Source organism: Acinetobacter sp. ACNIH1 (assembly GCF_002934695.1).
In the GTDB taxonomy this organism is placed as follows: domain Bacteria; phylum Pseudomonadota; class Gammaproteobacteria; order Pseudomonadales; family Moraxellaceae; genus Acinetobacter; species Acinetobacter variabilis.
In genome coordinates this window covers 14,490-32,207 of sequence record NZ_CP026420.1, presented here as the reverse complement: position 1 = coordinate 32,207, position 17,718 = coordinate 14,490, and the positions used below count along the sequence as shown (strand labels likewise).

The window sequence follows — 17,718 nt, the reverse complement described above, 5'->3', positions numbered from 1 at the left end:
TTAAGTGATGTGGCTTTTTCGTTATAATAGCTGCAATTTTATATTTAAGATTAGATCCAGCTATGACTGTTCGTACTCGTATTGCACCTTCTCCTACCGGTTTCCCGCATGTGGGAACTGCCTATATTGCCCTGTTCAACCTGTGTTTTGCCAAACAGCACGGTGGTGAATTTATTCTTCGTATTGAAGATACGGATCAGCTGCGTTCTACTCCTGAATCTGAAAAAATGATTCTGGACTCACTACGCTGGTTAGGCCTGAACTGGTCAGAAGGCCCAGATGTCGGTGGTCCACATGCACCATATCGTCAGTCAGAACGGATGAGCATCTATAAAAAATACGCAGAAGAACTGGTAGATAAAGGTCATGCCTTCTACTGTTTCGCAACAGCGCAAGAACTGGATGAAATGCGTGCTGAACAGCAGGCGCGTGGCGAAACTCCACGCTACGATGGTCGCGGTCTGAAACTATCTAAAGAAGAAGTGGCACGTCGTCTGGCAGCTGGTGAACCGCACGTGATCCGTATGAAAGTGCCGACTGAAGGGGTATGTACCTTTAATGACATGCTCCGTGGTGAAGTAGAAATTCCCTGGGCGCAAGTCGACATGCAAATTCTGCTAAAAACTGATGGTCTGCCAACTTACCATCTGGCAAACGTGGTTGATGATCACCTAATGCAAATTACGCATGTGATTCGTGGTGAAGAATGGATTCCATCTGCACCGAAACATCAGTTGCTGTACAAATACTTTGGTTGGGATATGCCAGTCCTGTGCCACATGCCGCTACTGCGTAATCCGGATAAATCAAAACTGTCGAAACGCAAAAACCCGACTTCAATCAATTACTATAAAGACATCGGTGTATTGCCAGAAGCGTTGCTGAACTATCTGGGCCGTATGGGCTGGTCAATGCCAGATGAGCGTGAAAAATTCACTTTGGCTGAAATGATTGAACACTTTGATATTAACCGTGTCTCTCTGGGTGGTCCAATCTTTGATGTTGAGAAACTGAACTGGTTAAATGGTCAGTGGATTAAAGCCCTCTCTCCTGCTGAACTGTTAGATACCCTACTGACCTGGAAAGCAGAGCGTGCCAAACTGGAAGAAATCGCTGCTGCAATTCAACCACGGATCAATCTGCTGTCTGAAGCAGTGAATTGGTCAGCGCATTATTTCAACCATTTCCCGACTTTGACTAAAGAACAGTTCGAAAGCAAAAAACTTTCTGAAGAACAAGTTCGTCAAAGCCTGCAATTTGCGATCTGGCGTCTGGAAAGCCTGTTCACCTGGAACAATGACACTGTCAGCCAAACGCTGATGGATTTGGCGAATCAGATGGGTATTAAATTACGTGACTTTATGCCAGCGTTCTTTATTGCGATTGCCGGTTCAACCGCTTCTACCCCAGTTATGCAGACCATGGTTACCATTGGTCCGGATCTGACTTTTGCTCGTCTGCGCCACGCGCTGGAAGTTGTCGGTGGCCCTAGCAAAAAGGAAGTAAAAGCTTGGGAGAAATTGAATGAGAGTCTGAAACTGCCGAAAAATGAAGCAGTTGATCAAGCTTAATTTATTTTTTAGTTGACGGCTGAGCGTTATATCCATAATATAGCGCTCACACAGACTGGGGTCATAGCTCAGTTGGTAGAGCGCTACAATGGCATTGTAGAGGTCAGGAGTTCGATCCTCCTTGACTCCACCAAATAAGTCTTGCTTTACCTGTGTATTTGCCTCATTTGTCCCTATCGTCTAGAGGCCTAGGACATCGCCCTTTCACGGCGGTAACCGGGGTTCGAATCCCCGTAGGGACGCCATATTCAAGATGGCAACATCTTAATAAAAAACCCAAGCATTGTGACTTGGGTTTTTTATTGTCTGTCTGTTTTATATTGGCGGTATTTCGGTTTTTGCGTATCTTCCGATAAAATAATCAGTAATTTAGAATTTTGGAGTTGTAATGCAATATCGTTGCCCTAAATGTCAAAGCCCAAAAATCATGCCCGTGGCTCAGCCAGGTCAACCGGCGGCGCGTCCTGTCGTGCCTAAAAGCCTGATCATGCTGGTGCCTGCCCTGTTTGTATTATTGCTATTGGTCATCATTAGCATCGCGATGTGGATTTTTGGAGATGGTGCAGGTACGACTTTACAGACCGCTACTGTGATCGTGTTTATAATCTGTCTGATCGCAGGCTTCATGTTCTATAAAGATTTACCTGATTTTAAAATTTCCATGCAGGCTTTCATGCAAAGTCAAAAAAAATGGAAATGCCGTGAATGCAATCATGAGTGGGAGATCTGATTTCTATAGTTTACTCATTTTCAAAGCCGAAAAATCTTGCATGCTTATGCAAGATTTTTTTATTAGTAAAACTAAATCTTCTAACCCCTAATATAAAAATGTCGACTAGAACAACAAATTCATATTTCTTCCAATTTGCTTCACTTTTAAAATGAAGTTTTTTTATTTCTACTGCTTGTTTTTGCTCATTAAATACACAAAAATATTAACATGAGACTAAAAGCATGCAATTCATTACCGAAATAAAACCGCTTAATATTGTAGTCTTTAGTGGATAGTTTAATTAATTATTAATAATGGCAAACATGAGGAACAAAAAATGCTTAAACTCAAAAAAGTCATACATTTTCTGTTTTCTCACGATGAACCAACAAATTCAGATATGGAAAATTCTATGTCTGAAGCAGACACCTGTTATCTGGAAGCTGTGCAACTTGAAAAGCTTTGCCATGCTTTAAAGCAACGCCAAGTCGAACATTTTCAAATTGCGCAACTAGAGCAGCAAGAAAGTTATCAACGCAATGCTTTCTGGAACTACTTAAGTGCAGCAACACGTGGACACGTCGAAGCGCAATATAGACTGGGTAAACACTTTCTTAAAGGTAGTCTAGGTTTAGATCAGAATTATTTTCATGCTGAAGAATGGCTGAATAAGGCTAAACAGCAAGGTCATTTAAAAGCTGCGCGGTTGTTATCGAATACTTATAGCCAAATGAGTTTCCAATATTAAATAAAAAACCAGCCCGAAGGCTGGTTTTTTTTATGCGCTTTGATTAAGCACCAATTTTTCGGTATTTCTGACGCTTCGCTGCCAGATCATCGCCATATTTCTTACGGCGATACTCTTCAAACTCGGTATAGTTACCGGTGAAGAATTCTGGAGTCTCATCTTCAAATGACAAAATGTGAGTCGCAATACGGTCCAGGAACCAGCGGTCATGCGATACCACCATCACACAGCCTGGGAATACCAGAATTGCATCTTCTAACGCACGTAAAGTTTCTACGTCCAGGTCGTTTGATGGTTCATCGAGCAGGATTACGTTCGCACCTTGTTGCAGGATTTTCGCAAGTTGTAAACGGTTACGCTCACCACCTGACAATTCACCTACGCGTTTTTGCTGATCTTGGCCTTTAAAGTTAAAGCGTCCAATATAAGCACGAGATGCAATTTCATAATCACCCACTTTCAGGATGTCCAGACCGCCAGACACTTCTTCCCAAACGGTTTTATTATCGTCTAGGGTGTCACGGATCTGACCCACATAAGCAACTTTTACAGAATCACCTAAAGTTACCGTACCGGTATCGGGTTGCTGTTCGCCCGTCATCATACGGAACAGTGTAGTTTTACCTGCACCGTTTGGACCTACGATACCGACAATCGCTGTTGGTGGTACTGTGAAAGACAAGTCTTTATACAGCAGTTTGTCACCAAACGATTTGCTAATCCCTTCAACTTCAACCACCTTGTTGCCCAGACGTGGACCAGGTGGAATGTAGATTTCAGAAGTTTCGTTACGTTGCTGGAATTCACGAGAGTTAAGCTCTTCGAAACGTTCCATACGTGCTTTGTTTTTCTTCTGCTGGCCTTTCGCATTTGAACGAACCCATTCAAGTTCTTTTTTCAATGCTTTAGCAAAAGATTCTTCCTGCTTGTTCTCTTGTTCTAAACGCGCATTTTTCTGTTCCAGCCAAGAAGAATAGTTACCTTGGTAAGGAATACCATGTCCGCGGTCAAGCTCCAGAATCCACTCGGCCACGTTATCCAGGAAGTAACGGTCGTGCGTAATCGCCACGATGGTGCCCGGAAAGTCTTTCAGGAAGCGTTCCAGCCAAGATACAGATTCTGCATCCAAGTGGTTGGTCGGTTCGTCGAGAAGCAGCATGTCTGGTTTAGACAGCAGTAAACGACATAATGCAACACGACGGCGTTCACCACCTGAAAGCATGGTTACATCTGCATCCCATGCAGGCAGATTTAATGCTGCTGCAGCCTGTTCCAACTGGTTATTCAGGTTATGCGCATCCCAAGTCTGGATAATTGCTTCCAGTTTTTCCTGTTCTTTCGCCAAAGCATCGAAGTCTGCATCCGGATCTGCATAGTCTGCAAATACCTGATCAAGGCGTTCTAATGCATCAAGTGCTTCACGTACGCCGTCTTCAACGTTGCCACGAACGTCTTTGGTTGGATCAAGTGGTGGTTCTTGCTCGAGGTAACCGATTTTGATACCCGGTTGCGCACGTGCTTCACCAGAGAAATCTTTATCTACGCCCGCCATAATACGAAGCAAAGTAGATTTACCTGCACCGTTCAGACCAAGCACACCAATTTTTGCGCCTGGGAAAAATGATAAGGAGATATCCTTGAGAATTTCGCGCTTTGGCGGAACCATCTTGGACACTCGGTTCATCGTATAAATATATTGGGCCACGTAGGACTCCTCAATTGAAAAACCAAATGGGGAAGAAACAAACTTCCCCTGCTCAATCATGAGCGAAAAAATAATCGGCTATTATACGCAGAAAGTCTTCAAAACATAAGCCATTCACGTGAAGTTAATGCCTTGTTACAAGTTTAATCCTGTTTATTTTTCAAACAGTATTTCTGACACCTAAACTTGCATTATTTTGGTGATGCTATATCGTAAATTAAGATATTCATTTGAATAAATATGCACTTTTCTTCATATTTCAAGTGCTAATATTTGAGCAGTTTCAATACAGCAAAAAACACAAGAAGACCAACGATCATGACTTATAAAGCAGAAACTTTAGCGATTCACGCAGGCTATAGCCCGGAACCTACTACTAAAGCTGTTGCGGTTCCCATTTATCAAACTACCTCATATGCTTTTGACAATACTCAGCACGGTGCAGACCTGTTTGATTTAAAAGTTCAGGGCAATATTTATACCCGTATCATGAACCCAACCACGGCAGTGCTGGAACAACGTATTGCAGCTATGGAAGGCGGAATTGGTGCGCTGGCATTGGCTTCGGGTATGGCTGCGATTACCTATGCGATTCAGACCATTGCTGAAGCGGGTGACAATATTGCTTCAGTGTCTACTTTATATGGCGGCACCTATAACCTGTTTGCGCATACGCTGCCTAAACAAGGGATAGAAGTTCGCTTCTTTGATTATCAAAATCCAGAGGCATTACGTGGCCTAATTGATGACAAAACCAAACTGGTTTTTGTGGAATCGATCGGTAACCCGCTGGGCAATATCATTGATCTGGAAGCGATTTCCAAGATTGCCCATGAATATGGCATACCAGTCATCGTTGATAATACAGTTGCCACCCCAGTCCTACAGAAATCTTTTGATTTCGGTGCCGACATCGTGGTGCATTCACTGACCAAATATATTGGTGGTCACGGGAATTCGATTGGCGGCATTATCGTGGATAGTGGCAAGTTCCCATGGGGGCAACATGCCGAGCGTTTCCCTGCTTTGAATACACCGGATCCGAGTTATCATGGTGTGAATTATGTCAAAGCTTTAGGTGAAGCGGCGTATATAGCGCGTGCTCGTGTCGTACCTCTGCGTAATACCGGGGCAGCGATCAGCCCACAAAATGTATTTTTAATTCTGCAAGGCTTGGAAACTTTGAGCCTGCGTATGGAGCGTCATACTGAAAATGCGCTGAAGGTTGCAGAATATTTACAACAACATCCGAAAGTAAAATGGGTCAATTATGCCGGTCTGAAAGATCACCCGCAGCATGCTTTGGCACAAAAATATGTGAAAGGTAAACCGTCTGCCATTCTGACTTTTGGTGTAGAAGGTGGTCGTGAAGGCGGTGCCCGTTTTATTGATGCCCTGCAACTGTTCACCCGTCTGGTCAATATTGGGGATGCCAAGAGTCTCGCCTGTCATCCTGCAACCACCACCCACCGCCAGCTCAATCCTGAAGAGCTTAAATCAGCAGGTGTGAGTGAAGATATGGTTCGTTTATCAATCGGGATTGAACATATTGATGACCTGATTGCGGATCTGGAACAATCTCTCACAGCAGTTTAAGCGCCATTTTAAAGCAGAAAACTCCAGCAAAAATGCTGGAGTTTTTTTATTTATTTTTTGAATACAATCACTTGCTTTGTTATTTATTTTCATGATAAAAATCAATTGAAACGGCGAACACAAATAGAGCAATTACTCTAATTTTTATTTTATTTTCAATAGTTTAATGTATAGATTTTTTTAAATAATTAGTTATCATATTAGTACTCATCTTCGCTCTTATCTCTGTTAGAGCCATCTTTGATTTTTTAATAAAAATAATTTGAACGCAGTCTTCAAATTAGGGATAACAAACGTGAAAACTAGACTACAGAAACAATTGGAAAAACGTATTGCAGGTAAAACTGTTCTTATTACAGGCGCATCCAGTGGTATAGGTTTAACGACAGCACATCACCTGGCAGATGCTGGCGCACATGTTTTACTGGTCGCGCGTACCAAAGACACCCTAGAACAAGTAAAAAAAGAAATTGAATCCAAGGGCGGTAAAGCTTCAGTATTTCCATGTGATCTCAACAACATGGAATCCATTGATGAAGTGTCCAAACAGATTATTGCTTCAGTCGATCATATCGACATCCTGATTAACAATGCGGGCCGCTCGATTCGCCGTGCGGTGCATGAATCAGTGGATCGTTTTCATGATTTTGAACGTACCATGCAGCTAAATTATTTTGGTGCAGTGCGCCTGGTGATGAATATCCTGCCGCAAATGATGATTCGCCGTGCAGGTCATATCATCAATATCAGCTCGATTGGTGTATTGGCGAACGCCACCCGCTTCTCGGCTTATGTCGCATCTAAAGCGGCACTGGATGCTTTCAGCCGCTGTCTGTCTGCAGAAGTCCATTCACATAAAATTGCAATCACTTCAATTTATATGCCTTTGGTTCGTACACCAATGATCGCACCGACCAAGATCTATAAATATGTGCCTACCCTGTCTCCGGAACAGGCAGCTGAACTGGTTGCTTATGCGATTGTGAAACGTCCGAAGAAAGTCGCAACCAATTTGGGACGTCTGGCTTCGATTACCTATGCGATTGCACCAGACATCAACAATGTCCTGATGTCGATCGGTTATAACCTGTTCCCAAGCTCTTCAGCATCAGTGGGTCAGCCACAAAAACTGAACTGGGTACAAAAGGCCTATGCGCGAATCTTCCCGGGTGAGCACTGGTAATTTCGTCAAGAATATTCTGGCCGCCTAAGGGCGGCTATTTTATTTCTGCACTTTAGAGATTCAATCCCTCAGGTTTATAATCAGAATGCGCCTAACGACACATCCTGTCTTTTCAGGCACAGATTTTTGCCGCAAATGCGACGAGATCACGTACACTATGGACGGATATTTCCTATCCATCTTTTTATATTCTGATTCAATTAATGGAAACCCTTATGAACAACGTGCAATGGCTCGATGAAGTAAAATTTAACGAACAAGGTCTGATCCCTGCCATTGCTCAGCACCATCAAACTGGTCGTGTATTGATGGTCGCCTGGATGAACCGTGAAGCGCTGGATTTAACTGCTGAAAAAAATCAGGCAGTGTATTTCTCCCGTTCGCGCAATAAGCTATGGCATAAGGGCGAAGAATCTGGTCATTTCCAGACTGTGCATGAAATCCGTCTGGACTGTGATGCTGACGTGATTATTTTACAGATTGAACAGCATGGTGGTATTGCCTGCCATACTGGTCGTGAATCATGTTTCTACCGCAAACTGACACCGAATGGCTGGGAAATTGTGGATGCACAAATCAAAGATCCTGCTGCGATTTACGGTGAAAAATCAACAAATCCACATACCCTTGCCATGAATGCCTCAACCGCTCAGTCTGAACAAGTTGAAGTATTGTCATACTTGGGCGAGATGATGATAGAGCGTAAGAAAGCTGATCCGGAATCCTCTTATGTGGCCAAGCTGTACCATAAAGGCCTCAACAAGATTCTGGAAAAAGTCGGTGAAGAAAGCTTTGAGACCGTGATCGCGGCTAAAGATTTCAAAACTGAAGCCTCTGAAGACAACAAGAATGACCTGATCTATGAAGTGGCTGATTTATGGTTCCATACCATTGTGATGCTCGGTTACTTCGACCTGGATCCGCAACTGGTCCTGAATGAACTGGCACGCCGTCAGGGTCTATCCGGTCTGGTTGAAAAAGCCAATCGCCAACATTAAATCGTGAATGAATCTACCTGTGTCTGATCTGCAAAAACCCAAAGCGACCTATGAGCAGGCCACTGCCATTGATAACGCACGTCTGGGAAAATCTTTTAAAGTCATTGCCTATGCGGGCACAGGTAAAACCACGACCCTGCAAATGATCAGTGATGCCATGCCGGAACGGCGCGGTATGTATCTGGCATTTAATAAATCGATTGCCTCAGAAGCACAAAACAAGTTTCATCGGGGTGTGGACTGCCGTACCTTCCACTCCCTGGCTTTTCGCAGTGTTCCACGTGGAGTCACGGATAAACTACGTCTACCACGTTTAAGTCCGAGCTTCATTGCCAAAGAATATCGCCTTGAGCCTATGACCTTGCGCCGGATGATGGGCGGACGTTATGAAAAATATGTACTGATGCCTTCGCGTCTGGCCAGTCTGGTCGCGAATGCAGTTGGCTATTTCTGCTCGACCAGTTCGCAATATCCTGCCCCGCGGCATATTCAGGCACCGAGCTGGCTACATCCAGATGATATTGAAGCACTGCAAAAGAAACTTTATCCAGCAGTTGAACGGCGTTGGCTAGAGTCAATTGATCCCAATCATCAGGCCGGGATTGGGCATGATATTTACCTGAAACTTTGGGCATTGTCTGAGCCCAATATTCCTGCCGACTATGTGCTGTTTGATGAAGCACAGGATGCCGACCCACTGATGCTGGGAATTTTGCTGAAACAGCGTAGCACTCAGGTCATCTATGTCGGCGATGCGCATCAGCAGATTTATGCCTGGCGTGGCGCAGTGAATGCCATGCAGCAGCTGCCGCTACCCGAATCTCGTCTGACCACTTCATTCCGTTTCGGGCCTGAAATTGCGTTAAATGCCAATGCGATTTTGGGAGCATTGAATGAAACCGTGCCCTTACTCGGTAATCCGCACTTAAACTCCAAAGTCGTCAATAAACCGCACACTAAATTACGCGATGCGATTCTATGCCGGACCAATGCGCGTGCTATGGAACTATTACTTGCCGGTTTAGTACGTGGCGATAAAGTCAGCCTGCAAGCGGATCATGTCAAACTGAACCGTTTTGTTGATGCCGCTGCGATGCTGAAACAGGGCAAGCGTGTAGTTGATGTGCCTGAACTGGCCTGGTTTAACTCATGGCATGATGTACACGAATACTGTGAGACCAATGAAGGCAGTGATATCAAGCCTTTAGTCAAACTGGTCGATGAACATGGCACTGATCCCCTGAAAACTGCCCTCGCCAAAATCACCCCAATCGGACAAGCGGACTACATCATCTCTACCGCGCATAAGGCCAAAGGTCTGGAATGGGATCGCGTTCATATTGAAGATGATTACCAGTTCAAGCTGAATGAGAAAGACCATAAAATTAGTGACGAAGAGTTACGTCTGCTGTACGTGGCCTGTACTCGTGCTAAAGTAAGCTTAAATATACATCACATTTATGACCTCATTCAACAACTGAAAATCAGGATGCCACAGTCACTGCGCCAAGCCGTCGGCTAAGGTAAAACATAGATGTAAAAATCACGGCACAGGTGATCTATGCACATCGAAAAAATACAACTTAAACATGCTCTGCACTTTTCTAATATCCAGCTTGATTTTGATCTGCAAAAAACACCTGTGACTTTAATTCTAGGTGATCAGGGTTCGGGTAAAACCACCTTGCTGCGTTTGAGTTATCAGGCTTTGACCTGGTTTTCTGCACGTTTTCGTGACTTACGCACCGCAGGTTTAAGCATGCTGGATCAGGATATCCTGCAAAACCGCCTGCAATCCAAAATTGATATCCAAGTGCGTTTTCCTGACGATTTGAGGTCATTGCCTGAATCGGCACAGGGAGAGGCAGCCCCTGCCCAATCCTGTTCTTGGCAGTTATACAAAACTTTAAATAGTCAGGGCATTGGCTTTGCCAAAGCGGAAACCCAGCAACTCGATGCCATGGTGAGTCTCTATCAAAAGGCAAGGCAACATGACCCTTTGCTCGGTCTGCCTATGGTCGCCTATTATCCGGCTGAACGCTTCGTCAATGAAATCAATTTACTCAGCAAAAATAATCAGGCCATTTTTCAGACTGCGCATGCCTATGAAATTACCGCCATTCCCTTTACGACTTTTGCGCGCTTCTTTGAATGGTTTCGTGAAGTTAGTGATATTGAAAATGCACAAAGTGCCAAGATCATTGACCAGATTCTAGATCAGGCGCTACAGCAATCGGATGATATTCAAGCAGATCAACTGGCCCAGCAAATTGAAAAAGCCAAAGCGCATATGCATACACCGAGCCTGACTGCCTTGCGTGAAGCTTTATCCATTGTACTACCAGAACTTAGCCAGATTTATCTGGACTATCAGCCCAAACTGCAATTAATGGTGCGTTATCAGGATCACACCTTTAGCTTTCAGCAGTTGTCGAGCAGTATCCGAAACTGGATTGCACTGGTGGGAGATGTTGTACGGCGCCTTTGTCTGCTTAATCCGCACAGTTTATTTCCCTGTCAGGAAGGTACTGGCATTTTACTGATTGATGAAATTGACCATCAACTGGATCAGGACATGGCTGCCGTCATTTTACCGCGTCTGCATCAGGCATTTCCTAACTTGCAGATTATTGCCACTGGAAACCGGCCGGAATTGCTGGAACAGGCTCAGGATTTTCAGTGTTTAAAACTGGAAAATAAACAGTTGCATCCCATCCATTTAAATCCAATGCAGGTTCAGTATGATCATCTCTATGCAGAGTTACCACTTGAGATTAGCCAACATCATTCAGATATAGAAAAAGTTGAAGATACACTTCAGGAACCAGAAACAGCCAACCTGACGGCTCAGTCTGTTCTGCAACTGATTCAGGAACAGCTAAGCGCAGAACAGCAACAGGAGCTTTTACAGCTCTTGAGTCAGGATAATTCACAAAGCTTGCCTCAATCTTCTTAAATAGTCCTGAAACGATAATGCAATTTAAAAAATAAAATCAGGATGCAAGAATAGGTTTGGATTTTCTGCATTCCTGATCAAGAAGTTATAAATTTTTATCAATAAATGCAGGGAGTTTGATCTTTATTTTCGGTCAAATTTGTACGAGATGTTCAAGCATGCACCCCATATCAAAACCAAGCTTACGTATAATCTACAAGTTCTACATAAAAACATTGATGTTGTGGTTATCCTGTAATATGATCGGTTTTACTTGCAATTTTCGTTGTAAAATCGGAATTTGCTATCGTTTATAAGTTGCGCAATACAACTGTATTATTCTGTTTGAATATCATTCTGGCTTTCAAGATCGAGAAGTTTTGGGTCGCTCTTTGCGGTCCTGTAATCCTTGAAAGATAAAGATTCACCCTAGGTTGACCTTAACCTATATCACGACAATGGATACGAGTGTGCTGCCAATTATTATATTGTTACCGTTAGTATTAGGCACAACCCTTGTCTCGTGGCTGAAGCAATTTTCACGCGGGGTAACGGCTTTAGGAGCAATTGCCGTCAGTCTCAGCAGTTTCTTATTACTGTTGAGTCAGGCGCCTGCTGTATTTAATGGAACGGTAATTACCCAGACCTGGTCCTGGCTACCCCAGCTTGGAATCGATTTCAGTTTCCGGCTGGATGCTTTGGGCATGCTGTTTGCTCTGCTGATTAGTGGAATTGGCACCCTGATTTATATCTATGCCTATTACTATCTCAGCCCTAAAAACTCCCTGAGTAAACTGTATTTCCTGCTGATGCTGTTTATGGCAGCGATGCTCGGCATTTCCTTGTCTAATAATCTTCTGATTCTCCTGATTTTCTGGGAACTCACCAGTATTTCCTCCTTCCTGCTGGTCGGTTACTGGAGCAATTATGAAGCGGCTCAACGCGGCTCACGCATGGCTCTGACCATTACCGGCATGGGTGGCTTATCTATGCTGGGTGGTTTTATTCTGCTCGGACAGATTACGGGTACCTATCAGATTGACCAAATCCTGATGATGGGCGAACAGATTCAGGCACATGCCCTATTTGTACCAACATTATTATTAATTTTACTCGGTGCTTTTACCAAAAGTGCGCAGTTCCCGTTTCACTTCTGGTTACCAAATGCTATGGCCGCACCGACCCCAGTGTCTGCCTATCTGCACTCTGCCACCATGGTCAAAGCAGGCTTGTTTTTAGTTGCGCGTTTATTGCCAATTTTTGCAGGCGCGGCACTGTTCCATAATATTGTTACTTTTATCGGGTTATTTACCCTATGTGTGGCAGCATTCTTTGCCATCTTTAAAGAAGATCTGAAAGGTCTGTTGGCCTATTCAACTATTAGCCATTTAGGCCTGATCATGTGTCTGCTGGGCATTGGCTCACCACTGGCTGTGGCAGCAGCAATTTTCCATATCATTAACCATGCAACCTTTAAAGCTGCCTTGTTCATGATTGCCGGGATCATTGACCATGAATCCGGTACCCGGGATCTGCGAAAATTGTCCGGTCTTTGGCAAATGCTGCCTTTTACCGCAACGCTGACCATGATCACTGCCGCCTCCATGGCTGGTATTCCATTCACCAATGGTTTCTTGTCCAAAGAGATGTTCTTTACCGAACTGGTCGCAAACTTAAGTGGCCCAGTCATGATCGGTGCAGCTATTGCAGGAACACTGGCCGGGATTTTTGCTGTCACCTATTCGATTCGTCTGGTACATGGCGTGTTTTTTGATGGTCCATTAGGCCAGCAAGTCCCAAATAAGGATGCGCATGAACCGCCATTCGGTATGCGTGCACCGGCTATTTTACTGGCTTTCCTGTGTATTGCAGTCGGGCTGTTACCAGGATTACTGGTCGAAAAGATTGTAAATAGTACCACACAAGCGTCAACCCAGAATTTCGCCTTTGAAGGAACTCACCTCGCCCTTTGGCACGGTATTAATCTACCTCTGATGATGAGTATTATTGCGATATTCGGCGGTGCAATTTTCTATTTTGCACTGGCCAAAGGCGGTGCGATCCGGGAAATTGATCTGGATCCAAAACTGGGCAAACTGCAAGGCCGTGTATTGTTTGATCTGTTCCTGAAAAATCTGTTAATAAATTCAAGACGTTTCCGCCGTGCGACTGAAAATGGCAAACTGCAAAGTTATATTTTATGGATTGTGCTGTTTACCATTGGTCTGGTGGGTTACCCACTCGTCGTCAATGGGATCGACACCGGTAGCCGCGAACTAACCCATGCACCAGTGCTTGCCATTGTACTGTGGTTATTACTATTCTCAGCCTGCTGGATGATGCTCTGGTTCCATCATGAACGGATTAAAGCCATCCTGATCAGTGGTGCGGTCGGTCTGGTCGTCACCATGGTTTTCATTGGTTTCTCGGCACCCGACCTGGCTTTAACCCAGATTACAGTCGATGTAGTAACGACGGTTCTGCTACTGATGAGCCTGTCTCTACTGCCACAATTAACGCCTTATGAATCTAGCCCGACCCGACGCTGGCGAGATGCAGTGATTGCAGTCTGCGGGGGTCTAGGAATTGCAACAGTTGCCTGGCTGGTTATGACACGTGACCATAATTCAATTTCTTGGTTCTTTATCCAACAATCGATTCCGCTTGGTGGCGGCACAAATGTCGTCAACGTAATTCTGGTCGATTTCCGTGGTTTCGATACCTTCGGTGAGATTACCGTACTCGGGATTGCCGCCATTGGTGTATTAAGTCTGATGGACGGTATGCGTGCTCATGGCACCACCATTACCCAAGGCCTGACTTACCGTTTTAACCCCTCCCCTTTGATGCTGCGTATTACAGCATCGTGGATTTTACCAGTAGCACTGGTAGTTAGTCTGTATATCTTTATGCGCGGCCATAATCTTCCGGGTGGCGGTTTTATTGCCGGTCTGGTCACCTCATTGGCCTTGATTATTCAATACGTTGCCATTGGTCAGGATCACGCAGAAAAAATGCTGGGAGCTAAATCTGGACGTCTCTATGAAATCTGGATTGGTATCGGCCTGACTATTGCAGGCCTAACCGGTATCGCAGCCTGGTTCTGGTCACGTCCTTTCCTGACCAGTGCCCATATTCATGTCCATCCCCCATTACTTGGCGATATGCATTTAGCTTCGGCTGCACTGTTTGATGTTGGTGTTTATGTCACCGTAGTCGGTGCGACCATGCTGATGATTTCCGTTCTAGGTGACTCCCGTCACTCAAGTATGACTGGCCCAGTACCAAGAGGATAATAGAATGATTAGTTTAGAACTTTTATTAGCCTCAGCAATTGGCCTACTCACTGCCACCGGGATCTATCTGATTCTGCGGGCACGTACCTTTCCGGTCGTTCTTGGACTGGCCATGATTGGTTATGCAGTGAACCTGTTTTTATTTGCTATGGGCCGTATTCAGATGAATTCGCCTGCAGTGCTCACCGAAGCCACGCAGGTCACCGATCCTTTACCTCAGGCCTTGGTTTTAACCGCAATTGTAATCGGTTTTGCCACCACCGCCTTTATTGTACAGCTGGCCTTACGTAGCCGTTATGAATCAGGAACAGATCACGTTGATTCCAAAGAAGAAATACCGCAACATGACCCACGTGAGGATGAGCCGTAATGACTGATCTTCTCAACTTCTTGAATCAACACACCCCTATTTTTAGTATTCTTTTACCGGCGTTTACTGCCTTTATTTTAGTACTGTTAGGTAACCCAGGTTCTGGTTCTCTGATTACCGACTGGCGTCAGCCGTGGCGTCGTGGTGTGAGTCATATTTCGACCCTATTGGGTTTGATTATGGCGATTGGCTACCTGATCAATAGCAGCCAAGGGCAAATTAGTGTCTACACTTTAAGTGAATGGGCTGCTCCTTTTGGTATTGTGCTCGTCTTGGACCAGCTCTCTGCCTTGATGCTGGTATTGACTTATACACTCGCTTTGCCAATCGTTTGGTATGCCAGCAAAGAATGGGATATTCGCGGGCGCTATTTCCACGCCATGGTCCATTTTCTATTAATGGGGCTTAGTGGTGCCTTCCTGACCGGTGACTTGTTTAACCTGTTCGTATTCTTCGAGATCCTGTTAATGGCCTCCTATGTCCTACTTTTGCATGGGCAAGGCAAGGCACGCTTCCAGCTCGGTGTGCATTATGTGGCTATTAACCTGCTCGCTTCTGCCATGTTCCTGATCGGGCTCGGCATGATTTATGGCAGTGTCGGCAGCCTAAATATGGCTGATGTCGCTAGACTGATGCCAACTTTGGCAGGCGATGAACATAAGCTGGCCGTTGCAGGCGGACTGATGCTATTTGTAGTGTTCGGGATCAAGGCAGCCATGTTACCGGTAGGCCTGTGGCTTCCTAAAACGTATGCTGTTGCAACTACTCCGGTGGCTGCCCTGTTTACCATCATGACCAAAGTCGGGATCTACGCAATTATCCGGGTCAATGGTACTGTATTTGATGATGAATACAGTCATCAGATTCTGATGAACTGTCTGCTGGTCATTGGGGTGATTACTTCACTCTATGGCGCATTTGGTGCCATTGGGACTGAACGTTTGCGCCGTTTCGTCGGCTTTATGATTCTGTCTTCGGTCGGCACCATTCTGATTGCGATTGCCATGAACAGCACCCAAGCATGGGCAGGTGCCTTGTATTATATGGTGCACAGTACCCTAATCGGCGCAGCGTTTTATATCCTGTGTGGCTGGATTACCTCACAGCGTGGTGAGTTTAAAGACCATTTTAAAATTGCCCCACAGATGAAACAGAATAAGCTGATTTCCATCGTATATTTCATCATTGCTCTAATGATGGCCGGCTTGCCACCTTTCAGCGGCTTCTTCGGTAAGGTGTTTATTCTGCAAGCTTCAGGACAGTCTGAGCATCAAATGCTGATTATCTTTACGGTTCTACTGGTCAGCTTACTCAGTATTCTGGCTTTTACCCGGGTCGGCTTTATTCTGTTCTGGCGTTCAAGCCGACCGGAACAGGATGAAAATTCTGAAGAATTCAGCAAGTATGAAGCCTTACCGAGCAAGGCACCGGCACGAAATGACCGGGTTATTTATCTGTTATTGCTCAGTCTGACTGCCTACGTGGTTTTTGCTGCACCGATTTATCAATATAATTATCAGACCGCAGCACAGATTAAAACCAATCCGATTTATGAAGCAGCACTGTTAAAACGTGATGCTGAAGGTAAGTTTATTAGTGTACAGCCATTTGATCCGGGTTATTTACCGGAAACCAAATACGGTGGTGAAACGCCTGATCCAAATGCGCATCTGATTCCTTATGTCATTTCAGAAAACACATTAAATGGCGATCATATTTCTGAATTTAAACAGCGTCAGATTGATAAACAGTATATTGAACAGAACAAATACGACGACAATCAACTTAAACCGGCGGAGGGACTTTAATGGCTGAATCATTACTTCAACGCTGGTTCCCACATCCTTTCGTTTCGGTCATTGTGGCGATGAGCTGGGTCATGCTGGCCCATAATATGGAAGTCGGCACACTCCTTATGGCAATATTTCTGGCTATTTTGATTCCGCGAATGGTCGCTCCTTTTATTGATTACACGCCGAATATCCGGTGGGTGCCGGCGATGCGTCTGTTTTGGGTCGTCGTTTGGGACATCATTGTCGCTAATATTAAAGTCGCGATTCTGGTGCTGGGGCCGACCAAAAATCTGCATCCCAAATGGTTTCGTGTTCCTCTGGATACCGAGCATGAAGAAGTAAATACTTTACTGGCAATGATTATTACCACGACACCAGGTACAGTCTCTGCGGGGATTGATCAGGACCGGGGCGATATTCTGGTCCATGCCTTAAGTACGGATGATGAAGAGGCCGAAATCGAAACCATCAAACAGCGCTATGAACAACCTTTGATTAAAATTTTTAGCGCACAATCAGGAGCTGAAGCATGACCATTCTGCCATATGCATTGCTGATTTGTCTGGGTGCTGTCACGATCTCCATGTTATTGTGTCTGATCCGGCTGGTTATGGGCCCATCAATCGTCGACCGTTTGCTGGCACTGGACACCCTATTTTTAAATGCAACCTGTCTGGTGGTGATTCTGGGAATCTACTGGAGCAGCACTTTCATGTTTGAAGGTGCCCTACTGGTGGCCATGCTGGGCTTTGTTTCTACCGCTGCCCTTGCCCGCTATTTCACCACTGGACATGTCATCGACTAGGAGTTT

14 protein-coding genes and 2 tRNA genes are annotated in these 17,718 nt (G+C 44.9%); 15 read left to right on the top strand and 1 reads right to left on the bottom strand.

Annotation, left to right across the window (positions count from 1 at the left end):
* Positions 1–62: 62 nt before the first annotated feature.
* The 5 genes from gltX to C3F22_RS00155 all read left to right on the top strand — a co-directional run bounded on the left by gltX (position 63) and on the right by C3F22_RS00155 (position 3,031).
* The gene (gltX, locus tag C3F22_RS00175) at positions 63–1,571 is read left to right on the top strand and encodes a glutamate--tRNA ligase (protein ID WP_104425607.1); all 1,509 of its coding nucleotides are present in this window, start codon (positions 63–65) and stop codon (positions 1,569–1,571) included.
* A 57-nt stretch (positions 1,572–1,628) separates the two neighbouring features.
* Positions 1,629–1,704: transfer RNA gene (locus C3F22_RS00170), tRNA-Ala, on the top strand.
* Positions 1,705–1,740: 36 nt separating this feature from the next.
* Positions 1,741–1,816, top strand: a tRNA-Glu gene (locus C3F22_RS00165).
* A 143-nt stretch (positions 1,817–1,959) separates the two neighbouring features.
* Positions 1,960–2,301 (top strand): hypothetical protein, encoded by a 342-nt coding sequence (locus C3F22_RS00160; RefSeq protein WP_004787163.1) that lies wholly within the window; start codon positions 1,960–1,962, stop codon positions 2,299–2,301.
* A 394-nt stretch (positions 2,302–2,695) separates the two neighbouring features.
* Entirely contained in the window at positions 2,696–3,031 is a 336-nt protein-coding gene (locus tag C3F22_RS00155) for a sel1 repeat family protein (protein WP_224213974.1), read from the top strand.
* A 43-nt stretch (positions 3,032–3,074) separates the two neighbouring features.
* On the opposite strand, the gene ettA is transcribed toward C3F22_RS00155, so the two are convergent.
* The gene (ettA, locus tag C3F22_RS00150) at positions 3,075–4,736 is read right to left on the bottom strand and encodes an energy-dependent translational throttle protein EttA (RefSeq protein ID WP_005233568.1); all 1,662 of its coding nucleotides are present in this window, start codon (positions 4,734–4,736) and stop codon (positions 3,075–3,077) included.
* 318 nt (positions 4,737–5,054) lie between these two features.
* On the opposite strand from ettA, the gene C3F22_RS00145 reads away from it, so the two are divergent.
* The 10 genes from C3F22_RS00145 (at position 5,055) to C3F22_RS00100 (ending at position 17,712) form a co-directional block, all read left to right on the top strand.
* Positions 5,055–6,332 carry an O-acetylhomoserine aminocarboxypropyltransferase/cysteine synthase family protein gene (locus C3F22_RS00145; protein WP_005233558.1) on the top strand — a complete coding sequence of 426 codons (1,278 nt, stop codon included), beginning with the start codon at positions 5,055–5,057 and terminating at the stop codon, positions 6,330–6,332.
* Between the two features lie 295 nt (positions 6,333–6,627).
* Complete coding sequence (locus C3F22_RS00140; protein WP_104425606.1) at positions 6,628–7,515, top strand: SDR family NAD(P)-dependent oxidoreductase; 888 nt, start codon at positions 6,628–6,630, stop codon at positions 7,513–7,515.
* Positions 7,516–7,730: 215 nt separating this feature from the next.
* Positions 7,731–8,513, top strand: coding sequence for a bifunctional phosphoribosyl-AMP cyclohydrolase/phosphoribosyl-ATP diphosphatase HisIE (gene hisIE, locus C3F22_RS00135; RefSeq protein ID WP_004787175.1), 783 nt, complete (start codon positions 7,731–7,733; stop codon positions 8,511–8,513).
* A 19-nt stretch (positions 8,514–8,532) separates the two neighbouring features.
* Positions 8,533–10,035, top strand: a complete 1,503-nt coding sequence (locus C3F22_RS00130; protein WP_034590271.1) for an AAA family ATPase — start codon at positions 8,533–8,535, stop codon at positions 10,033–10,035.
* A 39-nt stretch (positions 10,036–10,074) separates the two neighbouring features.
* On the top strand, positions 10,075–11,469 hold the full coding sequence (locus C3F22_RS00125) for an AAA family ATPase (RefSeq protein ID WP_104425605.1): 1,395 nt from the start codon (positions 10,075–10,077) through the stop codon (positions 11,467–11,469).
* Between the two features lie 437 nt (positions 11,470–11,906).
* Positions 11,907–14,744: a monovalent cation/H+ antiporter subunit A gene (locus tag C3F22_RS00120; RefSeq protein WP_004787184.1), complete on the top strand. Its 2,838-nt coding sequence runs from the start codon at positions 11,907–11,909 to the stop codon at positions 14,742–14,744.
* A gap of 4 nt (positions 14,745–14,748) precedes the next feature.
* Positions 14,749–15,114, top strand: a complete 366-nt coding sequence (locus C3F22_RS00115) for a Na+/H+ antiporter subunit C (protein WP_004787185.1) — start codon at positions 14,749–14,751, stop codon at positions 15,112–15,114.
* Positions 15,114–16,922 (top strand): monovalent cation/H+ antiporter subunit D, encoded by a 1,809-nt coding sequence (locus C3F22_RS00110; protein ID WP_004787188.1) that lies wholly within the window; start codon positions 15,114–15,116, stop codon positions 16,920–16,922. The genes C3F22_RS00115 and C3F22_RS00110 overlap by 1 nt, the downstream gene beginning before the upstream one ends.
* Positions 16,922–17,440, top strand: a complete 519-nt coding sequence (locus tag C3F22_RS00105) for a Na+/H+ antiporter subunit E (protein ID WP_004787191.1) — start codon at positions 16,922–16,924, stop codon at positions 17,438–17,440. Before C3F22_RS00110 ends, C3F22_RS00105 begins: the two co-directional genes overlap by 1 nt.
* Complete coding sequence (locus tag C3F22_RS00100) at positions 17,437–17,712, top strand: monovalent cation/H+ antiporter subunit F (RefSeq protein ID WP_004787192.1); 276 nt, start codon at positions 17,437–17,439, stop codon at positions 17,710–17,712. Before C3F22_RS00105 ends, C3F22_RS00100 begins: the two co-directional genes overlap by 4 nt.
* Positions 17,713–17,718 lie beyond the last annotated feature (6 nt).

Bases quoted from the DNA above. Each gene is read 5' to 3' on its own strand.
- C3F22_RS00105 (WP_004787191.1), top strand. From the start codon at position 16,922: ATGGCTGAATCATTACTTCAACGCTGGTTCCCACATCCTTTCGTTTCG.
- C3F22_RS00155 (WP_224213974.1), top strand. From the start codon at position 2,696: ATGTCTGAAGCAGACACCTGTTATCTGGAAGCTGTGCAACTTGAAAAG.
- C3F22_RS00100 (WP_004787192.1), top strand. From the start codon at position 17,437: ATGACCATTCTGCCATATGCATTGCTGATTTGTCTGGGTGCTGTCACG.
- C3F22_RS00145 (WP_005233558.1), top strand. From the start codon at position 5,055: ATGACTTATAAAGCAGAAACTTTAGCGATTCACGCAGGCTATAGCCCG.
- C3F22_RS00110 (WP_004787188.1), top strand. From the start codon at position 15,114: ATGACTGATCTTCTCAACTTCTTGAATCAACACACCCCTATTTTTAGT.
- C3F22_RS00160 (WP_004787163.1), top strand. From the start codon at position 1,960: ATGCAATATCGTTGCCCTAAATGTCAAAGCCCAAAAATCATGCCCGTG.
- C3F22_RS00120 (WP_004787184.1), top strand. From the start codon at position 11,907: ATGGATACGAGTGTGCTGCCAATTATTATATTGTTACCGTTAGTATTA.
- C3F22_RS00125 (WP_104425605.1), top strand. From the start codon at position 10,075: ATGCACATCGAAAAAATACAACTTAAACATGCTCTGCACTTTTCTAAT.
- gltX (WP_104425607.1), top strand. From the start codon at position 63: ATGACTGTTCGTACTCGTATTGCACCTTCTCCTACCGGTTTCCCGCAT.
- hisIE (WP_004787175.1), top strand. From the start codon at position 7,731: ATGAACAACGTGCAATGGCTCGATGAAGTAAAATTTAACGAACAAGGT.
- C3F22_RS00115 (WP_004787185.1), top strand. From the start codon at position 14,749: ATGATTAGTTTAGAACTTTTATTAGCCTCAGCAATTGGCCTACTCACT.